A 21,836-nucleotide genomic window follows, 5' to 3' on the forward strand; every position below is an offset into this window, starting at 1 on the left:
ACTTTTTAAAAACTGCTCCTACTTTTGCATCCACAAACAACGGAAACACACAGAGTTCCATGGTGTAATGGTAGCACAACTGATTTTGGTTCAGTTAGTCTTGGTTCGAATCCAGGTGGAACTACTGAAAAAAACCCGCTCAACTGAGCGGGTTTTTCCTTTTTATCCTTCCTCAATCAAAATTAGTTTCTGGCGGCCGTTTTTAAAGGCAATTCATAATCCTCCGGCGTATCGAAATACCGGATCCATTCATTTCTGTTTTTATCAGTCAATATAAAATGATACCCAAAGCAACCAAAGCCAAATGCCAATTTTTTTAACAAACTGCTTTCTCTTAGAAAGCGTAGTATTGCAGACACTTGTGTTTCCGGACATACTGTAGTCCGGCGCTATTTTATGAAGCAAGATTTACATTCATCCCATCCAGACACACCCCAAACAACCAACCGCAAATGGTATGGCTGGTATGTGCTGCTGGTGGTGGTACTTGCTGCACTGATCCTCTTCTTTAACTGGTTTACAAATTTCTTTTCATGAGCACTGCCGACTGGATTGTACTGGTAGCAACGCTGACATTGATCGTTGTATATGGCCTTTATAAAAGCCGCACAACGCGCAATATGGAAGGTTATTTTCTCAGCAATCGTTCAATGCCATGGTGGCTGGTGTTACTCAGCATTATGGGCACACAGGCAAGTGCCATTACATTTTTGGGCGCTACGGGCCAGGGATTTGCATCTGGGATGGGGTTTGTGCAATACTATTTCGGATTACCGCTGGCAATGATTATTATCAGTATCAGCTTTGTACCGATCTTTAATAAGCTAAAGATTTTTACCGCTTACGAATATCTTGAGCAACGGTTTGATCTGAAAACAAGAACATTTACCTCCGGACTTTTCCTGTTGTCTCGTGGGTTTTCAACGGGCATTAGCATTTACGCACCTTCCATTATTTTATCGTCTCTTTTTGGCTGGAATATTTACTGGACGAACCTGTTTATGGGCGGGTTACTCATCATGTATACAGTTAGCGGCGGTGCGCGTGCTGTAGCTTACACGCTGCAATTACAACTGTGTATCATTTTTGCTGCGATGGTTGCCACAGGATACTTTATCGTACACCAGCTACCACAAAACATCGGATTTACGGATGCGCTGAAAATAAGCGGTGCAGCCGGTAAACTCAAAGTGATTTCATCTGGGGTAACGGACAGTCATTTCAACTGGAAAGATAAATACAACCTGGCCAGCGGACTGATCGGTGGTTTCTTTTTAGCACTCTCCTACTTTGGTACGGATCAAAGTCAGGTGGGGCGTTATCTCACGGCCAAAAATATGACGCAAAGCCGGCTGGGCTTATTGATGAACGGCCTTGTAAAAATTCCGATGCAGTTTCTGATCTTGTTGCTCGGCACTTTGGTCTTCTCTTATTATCAGTTCAACAAAGGACCGATCTTTTTCAATTCTGCGGTAAACGAGCGCAAATTCAATCCACAGCAGCGTGCCGAATTACAAGGTTTGCAACAACAATTTGATGAGGCTGGGAAAACACAAAAAGTTTACGCTACGCAATACATCAACGCCTTTCAAAAACAAGCGGCTGACGCGCCTGTCTGGAAAGAAAAACTAACGGCAACCAATCAGCATATCGATTCTATTCGTATTGCTTACAAACAAAGCCTGCACAAAGCAGATGCATCCGTCGACATCAATGACACCAACTATATTTTTATCCGTTTCGTGATCGACACATTACCGAAAGGACTGGTAGGGTTGCTGATTGCAATCGTCTTTCTTTCGGCCTGGGGATCTATTGCTGCTGCTCTGAATTCGCTTTCCAGCTGCACGATGGTAGATATTTACTGTCGCTTCGGTAAGGGTGTAAAATACCCAGACAATGAAACAATGGAAGAAGAACGCAAATATCGACTCTCCCGGTGGATTACGCTTGGCTGGGGATTATTCTGCATCGTGGTGTCCATGTTTTGTAGTCGTGTCGGCAGCCTGATCGAAGCGGTAAATATCTTTGGCTCGCTTTTTTATGGCGTTATTCTCGGTATTTTCCTTGTTGCTTTTTATATGAAAAGAATCAATGGAAACGCGGTGTTTATTGCGGCAATTATTACAGAGATCATGGTAGTGACGTTGTTTGTGCTGGATAATATGAACATCATCGGCTTTGGCTTTCTATGGTTAAATGCCGCCGGTGCTTTAGGTGTAATGGTGTTCAGCCTGCTGATTCACATTGTTGCTTCACGTAAGGATTTGCCTTCGCCCGCGGTTGAAACTATTGCGGTAGAAAACGTCGACAACGATCAATTTTAATTTCATCATTCAAATAAATCAACATGCAAACGAGTACATTTTTCAAATCTGCAGGAATGGCTATCGTGGCAACATGCCTGTCTATGGGCGCATTCGCGCAGAAACCAAAAGGTCCGGCGGCGAGCCCGGCAGATTCCGTTACAGGAAAAATCGGTCATGCGACCGTGAAGATCCGCTACTCCAGCCCATCTGTAAAAGGTCGGACGATTTGGGGCGAACTGGTTCCGTACGATAAAGTATGGCGTGCCGGTGCCAATGAAGCCACGACTTTCACTACAGACAAAGATCTGATGATTGAAGGTAAAGAACTGCACGCTGGCCGCTATTCATTATTTATGATTCCTACCAAAGATTCCTGGACTGTTATTTTCAATTCAATTCCGGATCAGTGGGGTGCCTATAAATATGAGGAATCAAAAGACGTTTTACGTATAACAGTAAAACCATCCGCGAACCCAATGCAAGAGCGACTGGTGTACAAAATCAACAAAGATGGCTTTTCGTTGGTATGGGAAAAACTGACCGTGCCGGTGATGGTGAAGACGATGTAATTTGTTGAATGTTTCGTTTTAAGTTATAAGTTTTGAAAACGCTCCTGCAGGAGCGTTTTTTGTGTTAGCGGAGCGCAGCTCTTCAAACAGCTTGAAACGTAAAACTTATAACTTAATTCAACCAACTTAAAACGTAAATTTATGTTATGCCACACGATCATCATCACGGCCACGACCACAGCCATTCTGTTGTATTGACCAATGTCAATGCTGCGTTTATCATCGGCATCGCACTCAATTTTACATTCGTAATTATTGAGGTAATCGCAGGTTTATATATCCATTCGCTATCGCTGCTTTCTGATGCCGGACATAATCTCGCGGACGTAGGTGCATTGGCTCTTTCATTACTCGCTTTTCGCTTGCTGAAAGTAAAATCCAACGATCGCTATACCTATGGCTATCGAAAGACTTCCATCCTTGTTGCATTGTTTAATGCAGTGATATTATTGGTTTCCATCGGGGCTATCGCTTACGAAGCCATTCATCGCTTCTTCAATCCGGAACCTTTACCAGGATTTACTATTGCCATTGTAGCTGGAATCGGTATTGTAATTAATGCTGCGACTGCATTGATGTTTCTCCGCGACAAAGAAAAAGACATCAATATCAAAAGTGCTTACCTCCATTTGATGAGTGACGCCATTGTTTCTGCAGCCCTGGTAATAGGAGGTATTGTGATTTATTACACGAACTGGTATTGGATCGATAGTGTACTGAGCATCGTTGTCGCTGTCGTAATTTTATTTAGCACCTGGCGATTGTTCAGAGATAGCTTGCGTCTTTCTCTCGATGGCGTTCCGACCGGTATTCAGCTTGATGAAATAAAAAAAACAGCGTTGAAAGTAGCTGGTGTCAAGGGTTTTCACCATGTGCATGTCTGGGCCATCAGCACAACCGAAAATGCATTGACTGCACATCTCGTCTTATCCGACACTATCACATTTGCTGAAGAACACAAAATAAAAGAGGAAGTACGTCATCAGTTACTACATCAGAACATTCAACACATCACGCTGGAAACTGAACGGGAAGATGATTGCGATGACCCGGACTGCAAGTAAATTCAAAATCTCAAAACAGGACGACGAAGTTGACAATGGACAGCTGCTTGTATTGTTGTAAAAGCACAATCAGAAAACCAACAAACATCAGACGTTTCACTGGCCCTATAAGCGTAAAAAAGGCCTCGCATTGCGAAGCCCTTCAAATTATCTATTTATTCCAGCACTGTCAATTGAACCAGTGAGCTACTCGCTCGTTCCGGTCAAACTATGCTGCTTGCCTGCCGGTGGTTTATAATAATGCCCGGAAGCAGCATTATGCGGCAGCATTTGTACTTTCTTTTTGTAGTAAGCACTGTCCACGCTGGCCATCGCAAATTCTTTAGAATAAACCAGATCATCAACCTGATACTCCTGTTCCTTTTCCAGACGTCCCGTCAATGGATCATAGTATTGCCAGGTGCCATGTTTTAAACTGCCACGTTCCGCCAGTACCGATACCAATGATTGTGCACCAGTCACCGGATCTACAACCATTACCGTATCGTATTTCTGCGACGGATTTAAGCCGCGATAATGCCCCACACAATACAGGTGACCTTTGTCGAAATATTTGACTTCGCCATTGAGGACATTATTTTTAAACGTTTCAATAGCTACCAATTCGCCATCGTTATCTGTTTTGTACCATTTCCCAAACTTAATACCGTGGTCATAACTACCAAACTCCGAGTAAGAGTCCTCTCCCATTCGTGCAGGCTGATGGATATACCACATCCCATCACGTTTGCCTTTGGCGTCCGTCTGATTAAAATTAATCTTGCTTCCGGTGTCGGCAGCCGTGCTGTTTTGCGCATGGCTATTGAATGCGAAACAAGAAATAAGCACTACAAAAAAACAATTGCGAAAAAACTTCATTGACTACACTGCAAATGAACTACCGCAGCCACATGTACTGCTGGCGTTCGGATTATTAAATGTAAAGCCGCGTGCATTCAATCCATTTTCAAAGTTTACCGTTATACCCATCAGATAAATCCCATGAGCTCTTTTCATAATTACCGGAACCCCTTCAATGTCATAAATGTCATCATCGTCTTCTTTCTTATCAAAACCTAATACATAACTCATGCCACTACATCCACCACCTTTCACGCCCACACGCAAATATTGGGTTGCATCAAAATCCGGTTCTGCAATTAATCGTTTTACTTCTTCAATTGCATTGGCGGTCAAAATTACCGGGCTGATCGTTGTCTCCATATTATTCTGAATATATGTCCCAAAGTTAAGATTCACGCGCTCTTTCGCCAAATATAGGAGATTGATAATGTATATGTCCCGATAGCGCAATAAAAGTTAAAATTCAATTGAACAATGGAAGAATGGTGAACGGTCAAAGGTGAATGGTGAATTGCCAATCGTCAATGTAAAATAATTAACGCCCGTTCAGGAATGGAACTAAAAAAGCCACGGTAGAAACCGCGGCTCACTTCTTTATTTAGATTATCTGTTTAAACATTAAACCTAAACGATTAACAACAATTTTTATTTCATCAGTCGCTGGGTATTAATATCTGCGATGTCCCCAATGACCGGGAACCCAATAATAACCACTATGTCTGTGATCCCAATAACCACCATGCCATGCTGCACCAGGACGCGGAGGCGCTGCCCAGTAACCGCCATGCCATACATATCTGCCACCGCGATAAGCCCAATCTTCATCAATCCAAACGCGACCTGGAGCCGGTGGCACAGGCGCTACAACTACTGCCGGACGTGGCGGACGAACCGTTACATAAATCTGCGCATTGCTGTTTAAAGCTGTGAAACTTAAAAATGCTATTGCTAAAACACTGAATACCCTTTTCATAGTCTTTCCTGTTTTGGTTCAATAATTAGAGAAAACAGCGGACAAGAAGTTTAAGATGAAAAAGTTAAAGAAAGATGAATGTCTGATCGCTGATTTGTGATTGTGAAACGTCAATGGTGAATGGTCAATGCTCACAAAAAAGTGAAAAGTGAAAAGTCAAACGTCAATTTCGGGATGGAATCTTTGCTCCTTTGCGAAAATTGATTGATGAATGTTCAATAGTAGCAATGGCGATGAAAAGTGCGACGCAACTCAGGCCAAACTGAAGCTTCGGAAGCTGGTGACCAAATTATTTTTTTCTGCACCACTGTGCCGTCGCGAGAAAAAAAGCATCTAAGTTAAATAAGTATCTATCCACAATGGTTCGTCTCCGGTCCATGACAAACACCGGGAAGGCTCCCCTTTAGGGGGCTGGGGGTAAAAAAGCTACAAATCTATAAGCCGGATTCTGTATTCTGATTGCTCAGAACGGTTATCATTTATCTGGGAAGATGCTCACACATCAGCTCTAGCTGCCAACCCACGGACATCGGGCGAGCAGCCCTCAAACGTCCGCCTATTTGGCATTTCAGCACGCAAGGTTTACCCGCAAACTATGTTACCATAACCCGCCGTAGTCTCTTACACTACGTTTTCACCCTTACCCCGCCGAGGCGAGGCGGTAATTTTCTGTGGCACTTTCTGTATTCCGCTTGCGCAGAACCCCATCCGTTAGATGGTGCGTTGCTCTTTGCTGTCCGGACTTTCCTTACCGCCTTAAAGGCGGCACGATAACCCGATTTGTAGCGGCACAAAGATAACCTTTGTTCGCAGAGTTGCACCGTTGTTGATTTGTAAAGTTGGTTGCTGGAAAACTGTTCGCCGATAAAGCTATCCAGGCTTTTTTATCTGCACAATGCTACAACTTCGCACCTTAGCAATCTCCATTTACATCTTAAAAAAATCACAATTCGCGGTTTTCTCGCAACGCCAAATGAAACTTAACAACTTCATTATAAACCACTTAATAGATACGCCTGCCACAACTTAACAAATTAGCAACTTTCCAATTCGTCACATTTCCGAATTTTGTTCTTTCTTTGCACTGCAAAATTTTTAAAAACAATCTCTTTTTCAATTCACTGAGATGAAAAAAACCTCTCTTACATTGCCGGTAATACACGATGTGCTTTCGCACACCGGCTGTGGGTTTTTTGCTGTTCCTGAAAAGGCAGTTTTTTCTTTCAAGCATATAATCTGTCCTGTCCGACGTTGATACCGTCCATCACCATTACGATGGGTGCGCTGGCGGCAAATTTTCGAATACACACATACAAGTCTGAAATGTTATTGTCTGAGGCCTGACTGGGCTTAAGGGCGATTTATATACCATTTACACAATTACACTAATGGACCAAACATTCCTGGTAATGGTGGCTAATGCCACGCATACCGGCTATGCATCAGTCATCTGTGATGAGATGGCTGCATCCGCAAAGGCGCGCGGTACGGGCATTGCCAAGCGTACCCCGGAATACATCAGCACCAAAATGCTCGAAGGCAAAGCGGTGATCGCATTCAGCAATGAAGGCGAATGGGCTGGCTTTTGCTATATCGAAACCTGGAGTCACAACGAATATGTAGCAAATTCCGGACTCATCGTCTCGCCGAATTTCCGCAAAGGAGGTCTTGCCCGGATGATCAAACATAAGATCTTCGAACTCAGCAGAACGAAATATCCTGACGCTAAAATCTTCGGATTAACTACCGGACTCGCCGTAATGAAAATCAACTCAGATCTGGGTTACGAGCCGGTTACTTATTCAGAACTTACTCAGGATGACGCATTCTGGGCAGGCTGCAAGAGCTGCGTGAATTATGAAATTCTGATGAGCAAAGAGCGCAAGAACTGCCTTTGCACCGGCATGCTTTTCGATCCGAAAGACGCTGAGGAAAAATTAAAAAACGCAGCAAAGCCAAACGCGGAAGGCAGCAAAAAACGCAGGCGCAATCCGTTTAAAAAATGGAGCCTATTGCGCGTTCTATCCAAAAAAATTCACACAATTCATTCACTCATTATACCGTAACAAACACGAAGATGAAAAAAGTAGTATTAGCCTACAGCGGTGGTTTAGATACGACCTATTGCGCGATTTACCTGAGCAAAATCAAAGGTCTGGAAGTGCACGCCATCACCGTGAATACGGGCGGCTTTAATGAGGAAGAAATTCAACAGATTGCCACACGTGCGAAACAACTTGGGGTGGCTTCTTACAAAAGCGTAGACGTAACCAACGAGTATTACGAGCACTGCGTGAAGTATCTCATTTTCGGCAACATGCTGAAGAACGGCACCTATCCGCTGAGTGTAAGTGCTGAACGTCTGGTACAGGCAAAAACGGTTGCAGAATATGCGCTGGAAATCGGCGCTGATTACATTGCACACGGCAGCACCGGCGCGGGTAACGATCAGGTTCGCTTTGACATGATCTTCGCGACGATTGCACCAAATGCAGCAATCCTTACGCCGATCCGCGATATGAAACTGAGTCGGGATGCAGAGATTGAATTCCTGAAGGAACATGGAGTTGAAATGAATTTTGCGAAAGCTGCGTACAGTATCAATAAAGGTTTGTGGGGTACTTCCGTTGGTGGCAAAGAGACGCTGACATCGAAAAACTATTTACCGGAGGAAGCATGGCCAACGCAGGTTACAGCTACAGAGCCGATGTCTGTTGAAATAAGCTTTAAGAACGGCGAACCGGTTGCGCTCAACGGAAAAGCATATGAATTTCCGGCACAACTCATTCAGGATCTGCAAGCCGTTGCACAACCATATGGCATTGGTCGCGACATACATGTGGGCGATACCATCATTGGCATAAAAGGTCGTGTGGGTTTTGAAGCGGCAGCTCCCGTAATTTTGATAAAAGCACACCATCTGCTGGAGAAGCATACGCTCACCAAATGGCAGACATACTGGAAAGATCAGCTGAGCACCTGGTATGCAAACTGGCTGCACGAAGGTCAATTGCTCGACCCTGCAATGCGCCATATTGAGGGCTTTTTGAACGATACACAAGCGACCGTAACCGGAAAAGTGTTTATTGAATTAGCACCATACCGTTACACATTGACCGGCATTGAAAGCGACCATGATCTGATGAGCAGCGCGTTTGGCAGCTATGGCGAAATGAACAACGGCTGGACTGGCGACGATGTAAAAGGTTTCACAAAAATATTTGGCAATCAGGTTTCTATTTTTCACAAAGTGAATCAAGCAGCAAACAATGATTAAGGCAGGAATTATAGGCGGTGCGGGTTACACAGGCGGTGAAACGCTGCGGATTTTATTGCGTCATCCGCAAGTTGAAATCGCATTCGTACATAGTAAAAGTCAGGCCGGTAAGGCAGTACACAATACGCACACAGATTTGATCGGTGAAACTGAAATAGTGTTTACGAATGAACTAGAGACAAACGTAGACGTATTGTTCTTGTGTGTTGGTCATGGTGAGGCAAAAGTCTTTCTGGCGGAAAATAATATTCCAGAAAGCGTACGCATCATTGATTTGTCGCAGGATTTCCGTTTGAACGACGCGAACAAACATCAGACGATTCCGTTTGTATATGGCTTGCCTGAATTGCAACGCGAACAAATCAAAACGGCTAAACGCATTGCCAACCCAGGTTGCTTTGCAACAGCGATTCAATTGGGTTTATTGCCATTGGCTGCGAATGATATACTCGGTGCTATTTATGCAACAGGCATTACAGGCTCAACCGGTGCCGGCCAAAGCCTTGCTGCGAGTTCGCATTTTTCATGGAGAGTGAATAATATTTCTGCGTACAAAACACTGACGCATCAGCACATGAATGAAGTAAAGCAATCGCTACAACAAGCGTCTGGTCATGGTTCAGCGAATCAAACGATCAACTTTATTCCGTGGCGCGGCGACTTTACGCGAGGCATTTTTGTAAGTCTGCAAATGGAGACGAGTGTTTCACTTGATGCATTGCAAGGAATGTATGAATCGTTTTACGCGACACATCCGTTCACAACTGTTAGCAAAGAAAGCATTCACCTGAAGCAAGTAGTGAACACGAATAAATGTCTGATACAACTGGAAAAAGAAGGCGATCAATTAGCGGTTCACGTAACAATTGACAACCTCCTGAAAGGTGCATCAGGGCAAGCTGTGCAGAATATGAACTTAATGTTTGGATTAGAAGAAACTGCAGGGCTTCAATTCAAGGCTTCTTTCTTCTAACGCTTAAAGCGCAAAGCTTAAGGCATAAAGCATGAGGTGAAAAGAGACCATAGAGGCGCTGACGCGCCAATAAGAAAACTAGTGCTGCTAATGACATACATTCAGCGCTATGAGAAACTATAAAAATTATGACGTTTGGCAAAAAGCACATGAGCTTTGTTTGTTTATCTACAGGGAAATCACATCCGTATTTCCTCCAGAGGAAAAATATGGATTGGCATCACAACTGAGACGTGCCAGTTCTTCAACTCCTTTAAATATAGTGGAAGGCTGCGGTAGAAACTCAGACAAAGATTTTGTTCGTTTTCTGGACATGGCATTAGGATTTACGCATGAGACTGAATATTGCTTGTTGCTAACTTTTGAACTCGGATTTGTACAAAAAGAGAAATATGAAATCGTATCGGAAATGATAAATAAGGTTAAGGCAATGCTCATTGGATTAATAAGAGCAATTAGAATAACAACAACAACTTTCAGTAAGTAATTTTTTATAACAACACAGCTTTAAGCGTTAAGCTTTGAGCCTTAAGCATAAATCAAAATGAACTTATTCGACGTATATCCGGTTCAGGACGTTACCATCACAAAAGCACAAGGCGCTTATGTATGGGACGACAAGGGCAATAAATATTTAGACCTCTACGGTGGTCATGCGGTGATCTCAATTGGTCATACACATCCACATTATGTAACCAAGCTGAATGATCAACTGAGCAGAATCGGCTTCTACAGCAACTCGATCAAGATGCCATTACAGGAAGAACTGGCAACCAAGCTGGGAAAGGTTTCCGGCAAAGAAGACTATCAATTATTCCTGTGTAATTCAGGTGCGGAAGCCAATGAGAATGCGCTGAAACTCGCGTCATTTCACAATGGCAGAAAAAAAATAGTGGCATTCAAAGGCGCTTTTCACGGTCGTACGTCACTCGCCGTTGCAGTAACCAACAATCCTGCAATTGTTGCGCCAGTGAATGAAACCGAGAACGTAGTATTCCTGCCATTCAACGATGAAGCAGCGCTGGAAACCTACTTCGCCGAGCACGGCGATGAGATTTCATCTGTAATCATTGAGGGCATTCAAGGTGTTGCGGGTATTCATGAAGCAAGCGTTTCGTTCCTTAAAAACATCAGACGTTTGTGTGATCAACACGGCTCCGTATTTATTGCAGATAGTGTACAATGTGGCTACGGCCGCAGCGGACAATTCTTCTCGCACGATTACAGCGGTGTACAAGCAGATATTTATACCATGGCAAAAGGCATGGGCAATGGTTTCCCGATCGGCGGCATCATCATTGCACCGCATATCAAACCAAAATATGGTATGTTGGGCACCACTTTCGGCGGTAATCATCTTGCATGCGCTGCTGCCATTGCAGTGTTGGACGTGATTGCAAACGAAAAACTGATTGCCAATGCTGCTCATATGGGCGATTATCTGATGACCGAACTGAAGAAATTCCCACAACTCGGCAATGTACGCGGCCGCGGTTTGATGATTGGTTTTGACGTACCAGAGACACATAAAGACCTGAAGAAAAATCTGTTGACAAAGCACAGAATCTTCACCGGTGAAGCAAAACCAAACGTCATACGTTTACTTCCGTCATTAGCGCTCAAAAAAGAAGAGGCAGATATTTTCCTCGCCGCGCTGTCTTTAGAGTTAAATAGCTGATTGGTTAAAAGGTTAATTCGTCAGGATATTTAACCACAACCAATTTAACAGTTTAATAGTTTAACCTTTTAACCAATCAACCAAAAGTTTTGACTTTTGAATTTTGACTTTTGAATTTTTGAAGGGATGAAAAAATTTACTTCCGTAACAGATGTTACCAATATAAATGACCTGGTAAAACAGGCATTAGCATACAAGGCAAATCCTTTTGCAGACAAGCAGCTGGGTGCGGGCAAGCGCATCGGCATGCTGTTTCTGAATCCGAGTATGCGTACACGTATCAGCACGCAGGTGGCTGCGCAGAATCTGGGCATGGAGAGCATTGTATTCAATATTGACAAGGAAGGCTGGGCTTTAGAATTTGCCGAAGGCGCTGTAATGAACGGCACAACGGTGGAGCACATTAAAGACGCCGCGCCGATTATGAGCGAGTATTTCGACATTCTCTGCATTCGTACTTTTCCCTCGCTGAAAAATAAAACGGATGATTATAGTGAACTAGTGCTGCAGCAATTCATTGCCCATACCAATATTCCGGTAGTAAGCATGGAAAGCGCTACGCTGCACCCATTGCAGAGTCTGGCAGATATCATTACCATAACAGAAAATCAAACGGCCAAAAAACCGAAGGTCGTACTTACCTGGGCGCCGCACGTAAAGCCTTTGCCACAATGCGTTGCAAACAGTTTTGCACAATGGATGAATGCATGGGGTGAAGCTGATTTTGTGATTGCGCATCCCGAAGGTTACGAACTCGATCCTTCATTTACCAAAGGGGCAACCATCACACACAATCAGGATGAAGCGCTGAAAGATGCGGACTTTGTATACGTAAAAAACTGGAGCAGCTACAATGATTATGGTGTTGCGTCCTGCCACGATCAATCATGGATGCTGACGCAGGAAAAATTGAAACTGACGAATGAAGGAAAAGTAATGCACTGCTTACCTGTACGGAGAAATATCGAACTCAGCGACGAAATCCTCGACAGTGAAAGCAGCATTGTAACACAGCAGGCAGCCAACAGAGTTTGGTCTGCACAAACGGTATTGAGCAATATTTTAAAATCAATGAACTAATGGAAAAAGTATCGGTTATAAAGATCGGCGGTAACGTTATAGATGATCCAAAAGCTTTGAAGAAATTCCTAAAAGACTTTTCTTCCATAAAAGGAAAAAAAGTATTGATACATGGCGGCGGAAAACTAGCCACCAGAATGGCAGAACAACTGGGCATCGAACAACAGATGAACGCTGGTCGCCGTATCACCGACGAAGAAACATTGAAAATCGTGACAATGGTCTACGCTGGTTACATCAATAAAAATATTGTGGCGCAACTGCAGGCTATCGATTGTAAATCGATCGGTATCTGTGGTGCAGATGCCAACCTGATCAAAGCTCACAAACGCAAAAATGCGGCGGTAGATTACGGCTATGTTGGCGACGTGGACAATGTAAAAACCAAGCAATTAAAAAAACTGATCGATGCGCACGATGCGATTGTAATTGCACCAATCACGCATGACGGTAAAGGCCAGTTGCTGAATACAAACGCAGATACCATTGCACAGGAAACGGCACAGGCTCTAAGCAAATCTTATAAGGTACAGTTAGTCTATTGTTTCGAAAAGCCAGGCGTATTGCTGGATGCAGCAGATGACAAAAGCTGCATCAAAAAAATGAATCCGAGCTATTTCAACTTTCTTGTAAAAGAAGGTGCGATATACGACGGTATGCTACCCAAATTGCAAAATGCATTTCACGCGCTGGAAAAAGGTGTAGATAAAGTTCGCATCGGACAGTCAAACGCACTCAAATCATTATTAAAAGGCCAAAGCGGCACAACGATCAAATTATAATGCCACACAAAACTTCTGTAATTCATTTATTGCAACGGCTTATCAGCATTCCTTCTTTCAGTCGTGAAGAAGCCGGAACTGCTGCGCTGTTATTAAACTGGCTGCAAGGTGAAGGCGTAAAAGCTGATCGTTCGGGCAATAATATCGTTGCAAAAAATCTGCATTACAGCAAACAAAAACCAACATTGCTGCTCAACTCACATCACGATACCGTAAAAGCAGCTGCGGGTTATACACGAGATCCGTTCAAGGCAGATATTGAAGATGGCAAACTCTTTGGTCTCGGCAGCAACGATGCTGGTGGCAGTGCAGTGGCATTGATCGCAACGTTTCTTCATTTTTACGCACAGAAAGATTTGCCTTACAACATTGTGCTGGCGATTACAGCAGAAGAAGAGGTTTCCGGATCAAACGGCATCAGCGCTGTATTACCTTCATTAGGGAAAATTGATTGCGCGCTTGTCGGTGAACCAACGCAAATGCAAATGGCAATTGCTGAAAGAGGCTTGCTCGTTATCGATGGTATGGTAAACGGCAGAGCAGGACACGCCGCACGTAACGAAGGCGACAATGCACTTTACAAAGCGATGAACGACATTCAGTGGTTCCAGCAATATCAATTTGAGAAAACATCTGAATGGCTCGGACCGGTGTCAATGAATGTGACCGTAATTGAAACGCCGAACAAAACACACAACGTAGTGCCAGACACTTGCCGTTATGTGGTGGACATTCGGATCAATGAACATTATTCGCACGAAGATGTCATTGAAACCATCAAAACAAATGTTGCAGGCGATATTCAGGCACGCAGCGTACGCTTGCGTTCCAGCATTATTCCGGCCGATCATCCACTGGTAGTCGCTGGCACATCGATCGGATTAAAATCATATGGCTCCCCTACTCTTTCAGATAAATCACTGATGCCTTTTCCAGCATTGAAGATCGGCCCTGGCGATTCTGCTAGAAGTCACACCGCAGATGAATTTATTTACGTGAACGAAATCGAAGAAGGAATCGACATTTATATTCAGATGCTGACAACGTTTTTCGGCGAAAAGCTTAAAGCATAAAGCTTAAAGCATAAAGCTTAAAGGCGAAGGCTGCGTGATAAAATAGCTTGATACTTGATACTACTATTGATACTTAATCTACAATAACCAATCTACAATCTCCAATAAATGAAGCTTTGGCAAAAAGATACCACCAGCACAGCGCAATTAGTAGAACAATTCACAACGGGTAACGATCGTGATTTTGATCTACTGATGGCTGCTTACGATGTAAAAGGTTCGCTCGCGCATACCGAAATGCTGGCACAGGTGGGCCTTTTGACCGAAGCTGAAAAAGAACAGGCGCATAAAGGCCTGCATGAAATTCTGGCCAGCATCGAAGCCGGAACATTCACGATTGCACCTGATGTAGAAGATGTGCACTCTCAGGTTGAAATGCTTTTAACGGAAAAAATTGGTGATGCTGGTAAAAAAATTCACAGCGGCCGCAGCCGTAATGATCAGGTTGCTGTCGATATAAAACTATTTCTGCGGGATCAGGTTTTACTCATCAAAGACAAAGCCACAGCACTTTTCAACTTATTACAACAACTCAGCGAGCAACATAAAAACATTTTACTTCCTGGCTACACACACTTCCAGGTAGCAATGCCGTCGTCGTTTGGTTTATGGTTTGGCGCTTATGCGGAAGGCTTGCTTGATGATATGGAAATGCTTGCCGCAGCTTATGCCATCACTAACAAAAATCCACTTGGAAGTGGCGCTGGCTACGGGTCTTCGTTTCCGTTAAACAGAACCCTTACTACGCAATTGCTCGGTTTTTCCGCTATGCATCATAACCCGATCAATGCACAAACAAGTCGTGGTAAAACGGAAAAATTTGTGGCTGCTGCAGTTAGTGCAATTGCGGCAACGCTCAACAAACTTTCGTCAGACCTTTGCTTATATCTCTGCCAGAATTTTGCATTCGTCTCCTTTCCAGAAACGCTTACAACCGGCAGCAGCATTATGCCGCACAAAAAAAATCCGGATATTTTCGAGCTGACGCGCGCCAAATGTAATCGGCTGCAATCTATGCCAAATGAACTCGCGTTGCTCACTACAAACCTTCCATCCGGCTACCACCGCGATATGCAGTTAACGAAAGAGATTCTCTTTCCAGGCATTGATACACTCGTGTCTTGCATTGATATGCTGTTGTTCGCACTCCCGCAAATCACCATCAAAGAAGATATTCTCAACGACGAAAAATATCGCTACATCTACACCGTTGAAGCAGTCAATGAATTGGTGAACAAAGGCATTCCATTCCGCGAAGCATATAAAATTATCGGCAATGATGTGAACGAGGGAAAGTTCCACTACGAAAATTTCAAAGCAAGTAATCACACACACGAGGGCAGCATGGGCAATCTGCAAACAGAAGCAATTAAGAAGGAATTTGAAAAAGTGCTCACTAAATTTTAATTAACAATGAACAGTTGACAATTGACAGCTACTCGTGTTATTCGACACGATTTATAACGCCACAGTTCATCCCGAGGAATCCCGTCACAGCAAGGCTGTCGGGATAACGTGGGGATCTGATTTCGTGTTTATTAATCGCTATGGGTCACTGGCCCCAGGAGAGAGTCCACAGCTCCAACTGATCTGACTATTTTTTTTGCCACCTGCTCTTTTGTCTCCGATTAAACTTCGTTGCGTCGCACATTTCATCGACATTGCGACTATTAAGCATTCCCAGCGCGAGAAACGTCACCCAGAGCGAAGTCGAAGGGCCGCAAAGATGCATAAGAGGCAAAGACGTTAAAGGATTTACAAACGCGAGTATAATAACACGAGTTATATAAACGCGGTCATTGCGATGAGTTGGCAAACAGCAAAGCTGTGAAAACGAAGTGGCAACCTGATTTCGCGACGGGAAAATGATACATTGCACTAGTCTTTCTATTTTGTGTACCATATAACTAGTCGGAAGGAAAACACAACAAGACAAACACGCAAGCACATTCCTCATATTAATCACATTCCCACATTCAATTATCGCATTAACTGCGCGCCGATTTGTGCAGAGACTTCCCCCGCCCGTTCATAAACCATAAAATGCGTTCCGCCTTTCACCCAATAATCAGGCTTTACCAAATCTGGAGGAATCACCTTATCAGCATCCCCGTTAATATGATAAATATGTTCAGGAACCGTTTCATTTTGCCAGCGGGAAAGCGCATTTATCGCCCATCGCACAAACTTGCCATCAGTATCATTCAGAATTTGCCCGAGCAGCTTTTTACCATCCTCAGAGGTCACGCCAAACTGTTTGTAAACTGGTCCGTGAATATGTTTCAATAAACCTATGGGTAAAATATTCGACTGCGCCAGCCATTGCACAAAACCACTAAACGGCGGCAACTCGCTGCGTTTTTTTACAGAAGAAATAAGAATCGCTTTTTCTACGGGAATTTGTTTCGCTACTTCAACGGTAAGCATTCCACCAAAGGAAACGCCCATCACAATTGGGTTCGGCTCTGGAATAGTGGCAATGATTTTCTGGGCATAGCAAGCCATATCATCATGCATGTCCACTTCCGGCCAGGGAACCGGCTTTAGCTCAAAACCTTCAATTGAAATTTTTTGAAAGATACGCTGATCCGCGCCCAGTCCGCTGATGCAATAGATAGACTTCATGGCTCTGTTACAAGAAAAGTGTAAACAAAGCTATGCTTTAATTAATGGAATTAAAATCAGGCTGTAGCAGTCTGAGAGAAATGTTTTTTGAAGATGTTCATCAGGTCGGAGTGAACGATCTTGCCGGCTACTTCAATCATGTTTTTAAAGGCAAGGGCATGCGAGATGCCATGACCAATAATCACCGGTTCATTGATACCCAGGATTGGCGTACCACCGTAGATTTCATAATTGAAATTATTGAGGAACGGATCGGAGATTTTACGTTGCTCCGAAAAGATTTGATAAATAGACTCCGCCATTTTGAGGACTACATTTCCCACAAATCCTTCGCACACGAGTACGTCAGATTTATCGAGGAAAATATCGCGGCCTTCCATGTTACCGACAAAATTGATTTGTTTGTCTTCTTTCAGGAGCGGATAAGTAGCCTGTGCGAGGATATTACCTTTACCCTCCTCTTCACCGATATTGAGCAAGCCCACACGAGGATGTTCAATGCCCTCTACGTGCTGCATATAAAGCGAACCGAGCTGCGCAAACTGCACAAGGTGTTCCGCTTTACAATCAGCATTGATACCGACATCAAGAAGAAGATTGTATTTACCGTCTTCGCGTGGAATTGGCGAAGCGATGGTAGGACGAAGGATTCCTTCAATGTTTTTTACAGAATACATAGAGCCTACCAGCATGGCTCCGGTGTTACCGGCACTGATAAAGGCGTCTGCTTTCTTCATGGCTAAAAGACCAAAACCAACGGAAATACTGGAATCCGGCTTTTCTTTCAGGGCTTTAGTAGGATGCTCATGCATACCCACAACCTGAGTGGCCGGCACCAATGTATAGCGCGACTGGTAAGGTTCTAACATTGACAGATAGGGCGCGGCAGCCTCTGGGTTTCCTATGAGCAACAAATGAACCGAAGGATCAGTCGATTGCTCGAAGAAAAGTTGAACACCTTTTATTGCTTCAACAGGTGCGTAATCGCCACCCATGATGTCAAGCCCTATCTTCATCAATTGTTATATCTCTTTTTTGCCGATTTTATTGATTTGATTCACCAGCTTCTGTAGCAGGAGTTTTGTCCATCACAACTTTACCGCGATAGTACAATTTACCTTCTACCCAATGTGCACGGTGGCGCAGATGGCTTTCGCCTGTTACAGGGTCAATGCTCCATGTAGCAGCAACTGCCTTATAGTGTGTACGGCGTTTAGCACCGCGTTGTTGTGAGTGTCGACGTTTCGGATTAGGCATCTTACTTAGCTTTTATTTCGATTTACGTTTTTTGTTATCTAATTCCTTCAAGGCATCAAGCCCTTTCCAGATATCATTCTTTTTTGGTTCTTCCTCTTCATGCTCAGAAAGCAGATTCAGAAGTTTTAGTGCTTCGGGGTTACATCCCGACGTTCCGTCTGGCTTATCCGGATGAACGCGCTGCAAAGGTACACTCAACATCACAAATTCATACACCCATTTGCTGATATCGATTACTGTTTCGCTTCGTGGTACAAATACTACATCTGCTTCATCATCGATTTCTTCTACGTCCTCACCCGCCAGTTTTATTACAAGATCAAATTCGTCCCAGAGTCTTATCTCTACATCATCTCCGCATCTGTCGCAGGGAACGGTTATTTTTCCATCCACATCAAAGTGAAGCAGAAAAAAATTGGTCTTTTTATCAAACTTGAGCGTCACCAGAGCTTTGACATCTTTTATCTCCGTCTCCAGATCTCCATTTTCCAGCATAAACTTATGATCAACTTCATACTGGTAAATGTGCTCGCCGGTCTTTAAGCCTTGCCATGCAATTTCAAACTCCCGGTTATGTTTCATCTCTAAAGTTTATATAATTACTGCGTTTAGCAATTATCAAGTTGTTGTCTCTTAATTCCTTAAGATGACGTTTTTAAAGAACTTCAATATACTTCCGTTCAAAACTTTAAACGGGACGCAAAGGTAGCGATAAATAATTGGATTTACACCATTTTATTTCTCTTTATCAAAAAAGAATACAAAACCTGTAGCACCGGTTCACTCAAATCCACCGGAATACGATCAATCTGATACTGATGACAACGGCTCTCTATTATCTTCTGATAATTATTCATCTTCGATACATACTGATCTCTAATCTGTTGCGGCTGCAATTTTATTTTCTCACCTGTTTCCATATCTACAAATTCATATGGTCGGTTTTCAAATTCAAAATCTATTTCCTGTTTACCATCAACGACGTGAAACAAAATTACTTCATGTTTGTTATACCTTAAATGCTGCAACGCAGAAAATAACTCATCTATATTTTCGGCATCATCCATCATATCGCTAAACACAACCACTAATGAACGCTTATGCATTTGCTCCGCAATCTGATGCAATGCCTGCGCCGCATTAGTATGTTTATCCATCGTCTGATAAGAAAGCATTTGCTCCAGTTTGCTCGTCAGCATCCGGTAATGACTGGACGACGAACGGCAATCGGATAAATAATGGATATTTTCATCAAACAAAGCCAGCGCCGCCGCATCCAGTTGTCTTTTCAAAAGCTGAATCAGACTTGCCGCAGCCAGACAACTGAATTGCAGCTTATTTAATTTATTTTCTTCCTTCGGAAAAAGCATCGAGGACGAAGTGTCCACTACCAGACAGCAACGCAGATTTGTTTCTTCTTCGTATCGCTTTATGAAAAGTTTATCAGTACGTCCATAAACGCGCCAGTCGATATGCCGCAACGAATCGCCGGGATTATAAAGCCTGTGTTCTGCAAATTCTACAGAAAAGCCATGAAACGGACTTTTGTGCAAACCGATGATAAATCCTTCCACCACCTGCCGGGCGATAAGTTCCAGATTTTCAATTAAAGGCTGAGGTTGTAGCATGTGCTAAAGTTATCTTTTTTTGCTTAGAGCTCAAAGCCTAAAGCGCAAAGCACAACTAGTTCTAAGAGTTGACAATCGACTGTTGACAGTTGCTCATTTTTTTCGCAGAAGCATGCCGTCATAACCACATTACAAATTGTGAAATTGTTTTTTTGAAACGAACTTCGAAACACTAATTAAACATAGTTGCGACGCTCCGTTCATCGGCAGCTCAACTTTGAACGCACACAAATAAGAGTATTAATCGCTCTGAACACTCACAACTGACTACTCACAACTCACAAAAATCAGACATCAGAAATCAGATATCAGAAATCTGCAATCGTTTGACTTTCTAAAAAATTCCTTTTATCTTCAACCGTTCAAAAATAATTCTTAATGAAATTACGCCCTTCGCTTCTGCTGGCTTTAGCTTTTGTATCCTTAGTTGGTATGAGTTCCTGCGTTCGTGAATATACTTGTCAGTGCGGAATTACTTATACCGGTCAGCCTGGTCTTCCGGACAGCAGCACTAAAGAATATCCAGTGAAAGACACGAAGAAAAAAGCCAAAAGCATTTGCGAAGGAAACTCCTTTACGTCAGAGCAGAATGGCATCACAACAACGGAGCACTGCTACCTGTACTAAACAACGGTTGTACATTTTATTTATATAAACTCATCTCCCCTGGCAGATGAGTTTTTTCTTTTCCGGAAGCGCGGCTTCTGCTATTTTTGACAGCATATTTTTCTCAACATGTACGATTCTGCTCCGGCCGACAAGCCTCGTTTTACCATTAGCAAAGGCATAGGCATGGTATTACTACTTGCATTAGCCGGCACTTTCCTTTTTTCTGCATACACAAAACTGATTGCTGTAGAGCCGTTCGAATGGGCATTCTGGGATCTCGGTATTCACAATAGCGTTGCAGTTTCCATCATTGCCCGCCTCTTCATCGGCCTGGAAGCAATGATCGGCTTATTTTTATTAGCACATATTTACCTGAAACAAGTCACATACCCTGCTGTACTCACGTTCCTCGGCGTTATGATTGCCTACCTGCTGATCATTATGGCCCGTCAGGGAAACACAGGCAGCTGCGGTTGCTTCGGTGACGCACTACCGATGAAGCCATTGGCGGCAATTGGCAAAAATTGTATCCTGATGGCCGTAACGATCGTGCTGATGCAGATTTATACAGTAAAACCATACAAAGGCCAGGAATGGTTTTCTGCCGTGATAGGAATGGCCGGGTTTGTAGCACCATTCGTAGCATTGCCGCTGAGCGAACGCGCTGAACCAATCGATCTGAACCCGCTGTATATGACCAACAATGAGACACCGCACATAGAGCTGCGTTCCGGCAAACACATCATTGCTTTTATGAGTCTCACCTGCCCACATTGCAAAAAAGCAGCTAAGGAACTGGAAGCTATTTACACTAAATATCCGCAGCTGCCGCTATACCTCGTCCTCAACGGACTCGATGGCGACGAAGCGCCGTTCTTCAAAGAAACCAATGCGCAGAATATTCCGCACAACCGTTTTGTAGGCGTAGAAGATTTTATCAAAATGGCAGGACGATACGTACCGGCTATCTATTGGGTGAATAACGGCATCAAAGAACGTACCGTCTCTTACATGGATCTCAGCGGTCCCGCAATGATGAGATGGGCAAATGCGAAATAATGTGCTGATGTGGACAATGCGGTAATGTGTTAATCAG

The 21,836-nt window shown here is 43.5% G+C and carries 23 protein-coding genes, 1 tRNA gene and 1 other RNA gene; 16 read left to right on the forward strand and 9 right to left on the reverse strand.

All coding sequences use genetic code 11. The features are described from left to right. The first annotated feature begins 53 nt into the window (after positions 1 to 53). The 5 genes from DN068_RS04145 (at position 54) to DN068_RS04160 (ending at position 3,942) form a co-directional block, all read left to right on the forward strand. Positions 54 to 124: transfer RNA gene (locus tag DN068_RS04145), tRNA-Gln, on the forward strand. 272 nt (positions 125 to 396) lie between these two features. Further along, entirely contained in the window at positions 397 to 537 is a 141-nt protein-coding gene (locus DN068_RS22035) for a hypothetical protein (RefSeq protein ID WP_165836274.1), read from the forward strand. Then, positions 534 to 2,327, forward strand: a complete 1,794-nt coding sequence (locus tag DN068_RS04150; RefSeq protein WP_110997632.1) for a sodium:solute symporter — start codon at positions 534 to 536, stop codon at positions 2,325 to 2,327. The genes DN068_RS22035 and DN068_RS04150 overlap by 4 nt, the downstream gene beginning before the upstream one ends. Positions 2,328 to 2,350: 23 nt before the next feature. After that, the gene (locus DN068_RS04155; RefSeq protein WP_110997633.1) at positions 2,351 to 2,878 is read left to right on the forward strand and encodes a DUF2911 domain-containing protein; all 528 of its coding nucleotides are present in this window, start codon (positions 2,351 to 2,353) and stop codon (positions 2,876 to 2,878) included. Positions 2,879 to 3,024: 146 nt separating this feature from the next. After that, positions 3,025 to 3,942 (forward strand): cation diffusion facilitator family transporter, encoded by a 918-nt coding sequence (locus DN068_RS04160; protein ID WP_110997634.1) that lies wholly within the window; start codon positions 3,025 to 3,027, stop codon positions 3,940 to 3,942. A gap of 186 nt (positions 3,943 to 4,128) precedes the next feature. Here DN068_RS04160 and DN068_RS04165 read toward each other — a convergent pair whose 3' ends face one another. The 4 genes from DN068_RS04165 to rnpB all read right to left on the reverse strand — a co-directional run bounded on the left by DN068_RS04165 (position 4,129) and on the right by rnpB (position 6,545). Then, a complete protein-coding gene (locus tag DN068_RS04165) occupies positions 4,129 to 4,800 on the reverse strand; it encodes a toxin-antitoxin system YwqK family antitoxin (protein WP_110997635.1) in 672 nt (223 codons plus the stop codon). Positions 4,801 to 4,803: 3 nt separating this feature from the next. Continuing rightward, complete coding sequence (locus DN068_RS04170; protein WP_110997636.1) at positions 4,804 to 5,145, reverse strand: HesB/IscA family protein; 342 nt, start codon at positions 5,143 to 5,145, stop codon at positions 4,804 to 4,806. 307 nt (positions 5,146 to 5,452) lie between these two features. Beyond that, positions 5,453 to 5,758 (reverse strand): YXWGXW repeat-containing protein, encoded by a 306-nt coding sequence (locus tag DN068_RS04175; protein WP_110997743.1) that lies wholly within the window; start codon positions 5,756 to 5,758, stop codon positions 5,453 to 5,455. A 421-nt stretch (positions 5,759 to 6,179) separates the two neighbouring features. Then, positions 6,180 to 6,545, reverse strand: an RNA gene (gene rnpB / locus DN068_RS04180) — RNase P RNA component class A. 601 nt (positions 6,546 to 7,146) lie between these two features. On the opposite strand from rnpB, the gene DN068_RS04185 reads away from it, so the two are divergent. The 9 genes from DN068_RS04185 (at position 7,147) to argH (ending at position 16,028) form a co-directional block, all read left to right on the forward strand. Next, positions 7,147 to 7,824, forward strand: a complete 678-nt coding sequence (locus DN068_RS04185; RefSeq protein ID WP_110997637.1) for a GNAT family N-acetyltransferase — start codon at positions 7,147 to 7,149, stop codon at positions 7,822 to 7,824. An 11-nt stretch (positions 7,825 to 7,835) separates the two neighbouring features. Beyond that, positions 7,836 to 9,035 (forward strand): argininosuccinate synthase, encoded by a 1,200-nt coding sequence (gene argG, locus DN068_RS04190; protein ID WP_110997638.1) that lies wholly within the window; start codon positions 7,836 to 7,838, stop codon positions 9,033 to 9,035. Continuing rightward, positions 9,028 to 10,008, forward strand: coding sequence for an N-acetyl-gamma-glutamyl-phosphate reductase (gene argC / locus DN068_RS04195; protein ID WP_110997639.1), 981 nt, complete (start codon positions 9,028 to 9,030; stop codon positions 10,006 to 10,008). Before argG ends, argC begins: the two co-directional genes overlap by 8 nt. A gap of 109 nt (positions 10,009 to 10,117) precedes the next feature. Continuing rightward, positions 10,118 to 10,495, forward strand: coding sequence for a four helix bundle protein (locus tag DN068_RS04200; RefSeq protein WP_110997640.1), 378 nt, complete (start codon positions 10,118 to 10,120; stop codon positions 10,493 to 10,495). A gap of 57 nt (positions 10,496 to 10,552) precedes the next feature. Then, on the forward strand, positions 10,553 to 11,686 hold the full coding sequence (locus tag DN068_RS04205) for an aspartate aminotransferase family protein (protein WP_110997641.1): 1,134 nt from the start codon (positions 10,553 to 10,555) through the stop codon (positions 11,684 to 11,686). 126 nt (positions 11,687 to 11,812) lie between these two features. Continuing rightward, positions 11,813 to 12,766 carry a Rossmann-fold NAD(P)-binding domain-containing protein gene (locus DN068_RS04210; RefSeq protein WP_110997642.1) on the forward strand — a complete coding sequence of 318 codons (954 nt, stop codon included), beginning with the start codon at positions 11,813 to 11,815 and terminating at the stop codon, positions 12,764 to 12,766. After that, a complete protein-coding gene (gene argB / locus DN068_RS04215; RefSeq protein WP_110997643.1) occupies positions 12,766 to 13,548 on the forward strand; it encodes an acetylglutamate kinase in 783 nt (260 codons plus the stop codon). The genes DN068_RS04210 and argB overlap by 1 nt, the downstream gene beginning before the upstream one ends. Then, complete coding sequence (locus tag DN068_RS04220; protein WP_110997644.1) at positions 13,548 to 14,621, forward strand: M20 family metallo-hydrolase; 1,074 nt, start codon at positions 13,548 to 13,550, stop codon at positions 14,619 to 14,621. The genes argB and DN068_RS04220 overlap by 1 nt, the downstream gene beginning before the upstream one ends. A gap of 108 nt (positions 14,622 to 14,729) precedes the next feature. Further along, the gene (gene argH / locus DN068_RS04225) at positions 14,730 to 16,028 is read left to right on the forward strand and encodes an argininosuccinate lyase (protein ID WP_110997645.1); all 1,299 of its coding nucleotides are present in this window, start codon (positions 14,730 to 14,732) and stop codon (positions 16,026 to 16,028) included. A 573-nt stretch (positions 16,029 to 16,601) separates the two neighbouring features. Here argH and DN068_RS04230 read toward each other — a convergent pair. The 5 genes from DN068_RS04230 to DN068_RS04250 all read right to left on the reverse strand — a co-directional run bounded on the left by DN068_RS04230 (position 16,602) and on the right by DN068_RS04250 (position 20,131). Continuing rightward, the gene (locus DN068_RS04230; RefSeq protein ID WP_110997646.1) at positions 16,602 to 17,246 is read right to left on the reverse strand and encodes an alpha/beta fold hydrolase; all 645 of its coding nucleotides are present in this window, start codon (positions 17,244 to 17,246) and stop codon (positions 16,602 to 16,604) included. Between the two features lie 56 nt (positions 17,247 to 17,302). Further along, positions 17,303 to 18,262, reverse strand: a complete 960-nt coding sequence (gene plsX, locus DN068_RS04235) for a phosphate acyltransferase PlsX (protein WP_110997647.1) — start codon at positions 18,260 to 18,262, stop codon at positions 17,303 to 17,305. Between the two features lie 28 nt (positions 18,263 to 18,290). Further along, a complete protein-coding gene (gene rpmF, locus DN068_RS04240) occupies positions 18,291 to 18,503 on the reverse strand; it encodes a 50S ribosomal protein L32 (RefSeq protein ID WP_110997648.1) in 213 nt (70 codons plus the stop codon). A 12-nt stretch (positions 18,504 to 18,515) separates the two neighbouring features. Further along, positions 18,516 to 19,085 carry a YceD family protein gene (locus tag DN068_RS04245; protein ID WP_110997649.1) on the reverse strand — a complete coding sequence of 190 codons (570 nt, stop codon included), beginning with the start codon at positions 19,083 to 19,085 and terminating at the stop codon, positions 18,516 to 18,518. 143 nt (positions 19,086 to 19,228) lie between these two features. Further along, positions 19,229 to 20,131 carry a DUF58 domain-containing protein gene (locus tag DN068_RS04250; RefSeq protein ID WP_110997650.1) on the reverse strand — a complete coding sequence of 301 codons (903 nt, stop codon included), beginning with the start codon at positions 20,129 to 20,131 and terminating at the stop codon, positions 19,229 to 19,231. A 378-nt stretch (positions 20,132 to 20,509) separates the two neighbouring features. Here DN068_RS04250 and DN068_RS04255 point away from each other — a divergent pair, with 378 nt between their 5' ends. Further along, complete coding sequence (locus DN068_RS04255) at positions 20,510 to 20,758, forward strand: hypothetical protein (RefSeq protein WP_110997651.1); 249 nt, start codon at positions 20,510 to 20,512, stop codon at positions 20,756 to 20,758. Positions 20,759 to 20,866: 108 nt separating this feature from the next. After that, positions 20,867 to 21,799 (forward strand): MauE/DoxX family redox-associated membrane protein, encoded by a 933-nt coding sequence (locus tag DN068_RS04260; RefSeq protein ID WP_110997652.1) that lies wholly within the window; start codon positions 20,867 to 20,869, stop codon positions 21,797 to 21,799. Positions 21,800 to 21,836 lie beyond the last annotated feature (37 nt).

This window comes from Taibaiella soli (genome assembly GCF_003236175.1).
In the GTDB taxonomy this organism is placed as follows: Bacteria; Bacteroidota; Bacteroidia; order Chitinophagales; family Chitinophagaceae; genus QKTW01.

Excerpts from the sequence above, each read along its gene's own strand:
- DN068_RS04150 (WP_110997632.1), top strand. The coding sequence starts at position 534 with ATGAGCACTGCCGACTGGATTGTACTGGTAGCAACGCTGACATTGATC.
- DN068_RS04165 (WP_110997635.1), bottom strand. The coding sequence starts at position 4,800 with ATGAAGTTTTTTCGCAATTGTTTTTTTGTAGTGCTTATTTCTTGTTTC.
- DN068_RS04205 (WP_110997641.1), top strand. The coding sequence starts at position 10,553 with ATGAACTTATTCGACGTATATCCGGTTCAGGACGTTACCATCACAAAA.
- DN068_RS04160 (WP_110997634.1), top strand. The coding sequence starts at position 3,025 with ATGCCACACGATCATCATCACGGCCACGACCACAGCCATTCTGTTGTA.
- DN068_RS04260 (WP_110997652.1), top strand. The coding sequence starts at position 20,867 with ATGTACGATTCTGCTCCGGCCGACAAGCCTCGTTTTACCATTAGCAAA.
- DN068_RS04155 (WP_110997633.1), top strand. The coding sequence starts at position 2,351 with ATGCAAACGAGTACATTTTTCAAATCTGCAGGAATGGCTATCGTGGCA.
- DN068_RS04250 (WP_110997650.1), bottom strand. The coding sequence starts at position 20,131 with ATGCTACAACCTCAGCCTTTAATTGAAAATCTGGAACTTATCGCCCGG.
- plsX (WP_110997647.1), bottom strand. The coding sequence starts at position 18,262 with ATGAAGATAGGGCTTGACATCATGGGTGGCGATTACGCACCTGTTGAA.
- DN068_RS04175 (WP_110997743.1), bottom strand. The coding sequence starts at position 5,758 with ATGAAAAGGGTATTCAGTGTTTTAGCAATAGCATTTTTAAGTTTCACA.
- DN068_RS04170 (WP_110997636.1), bottom strand. The coding sequence starts at position 5,145 with ATGGAGACAACGATCAGCCCGGTAATTTTGACCGCCAATGCAATTGAA.
- DN068_RS04185 (WP_110997637.1), top strand. The coding sequence starts at position 7,147 with ATGGACCAAACATTCCTGGTAATGGTGGCTAATGCCACGCATACCGGC.
- rpmF (WP_110997648.1), bottom strand. The coding sequence starts at position 18,503 with ATGCCTAATCCGAAACGTCGACACTCACAACAACGCGGTGCTAAACGC.
- DN068_RS04255 (WP_110997651.1), top strand. The coding sequence starts at position 20,510 with ATGAAATTACGCCCTTCGCTTCTGCTGGCTTTAGCTTTTGTATCCTTA.
- argH (WP_110997645.1), top strand. The coding sequence starts at position 14,730 with ATGAAGCTTTGGCAAAAAGATACCACCAGCACAGCGCAATTAGTAGAA.
- DN068_RS04245 (WP_110997649.1), bottom strand. The coding sequence starts at position 19,085 with ATGAAACATAACCGGGAGTTTGAAATTGCATGGCAAGGCTTAAAGACC.
- DN068_RS04220 (WP_110997644.1), top strand. The coding sequence starts at position 13,548 with ATGCCACACAAAACTTCTGTAATTCATTTATTGCAACGGCTTATCAGC.
- argC (WP_110997639.1), top strand. The coding sequence starts at position 9,028 with ATGATTAAGGCAGGAATTATAGGCGGTGCGGGTTACACAGGCGGTGAA.
- DN068_RS04200 (WP_110997640.1), top strand. The coding sequence starts at position 10,118 with ATGAGAAACTATAAAAATTATGACGTTTGGCAAAAAGCACATGAGCTT.
- DN068_RS04210 (WP_110997642.1), top strand. The coding sequence starts at position 11,813 with ATGAAAAAATTTACTTCCGTAACAGATGTTACCAATATAAATGACCTG.
- argB (WP_110997643.1), top strand. The coding sequence starts at position 12,766 with ATGGAAAAAGTATCGGTTATAAAGATCGGCGGTAACGTTATAGATGAT.
- argG (WP_110997638.1), top strand. The coding sequence starts at position 7,836 with ATGAAAAAAGTAGTATTAGCCTACAGCGGTGGTTTAGATACGACCTAT.
- DN068_RS22035 (WP_165836274.1), top strand. The coding sequence starts at position 397 with ATGAAGCAAGATTTACATTCATCCCATCCAGACACACCCCAAACAACC.
- DN068_RS04230 (WP_110997646.1), bottom strand. The coding sequence starts at position 17,246 with ATGAAGTCTATCTATTGCATCAGCGGACTGGGCGCGGATCAGCGTATC.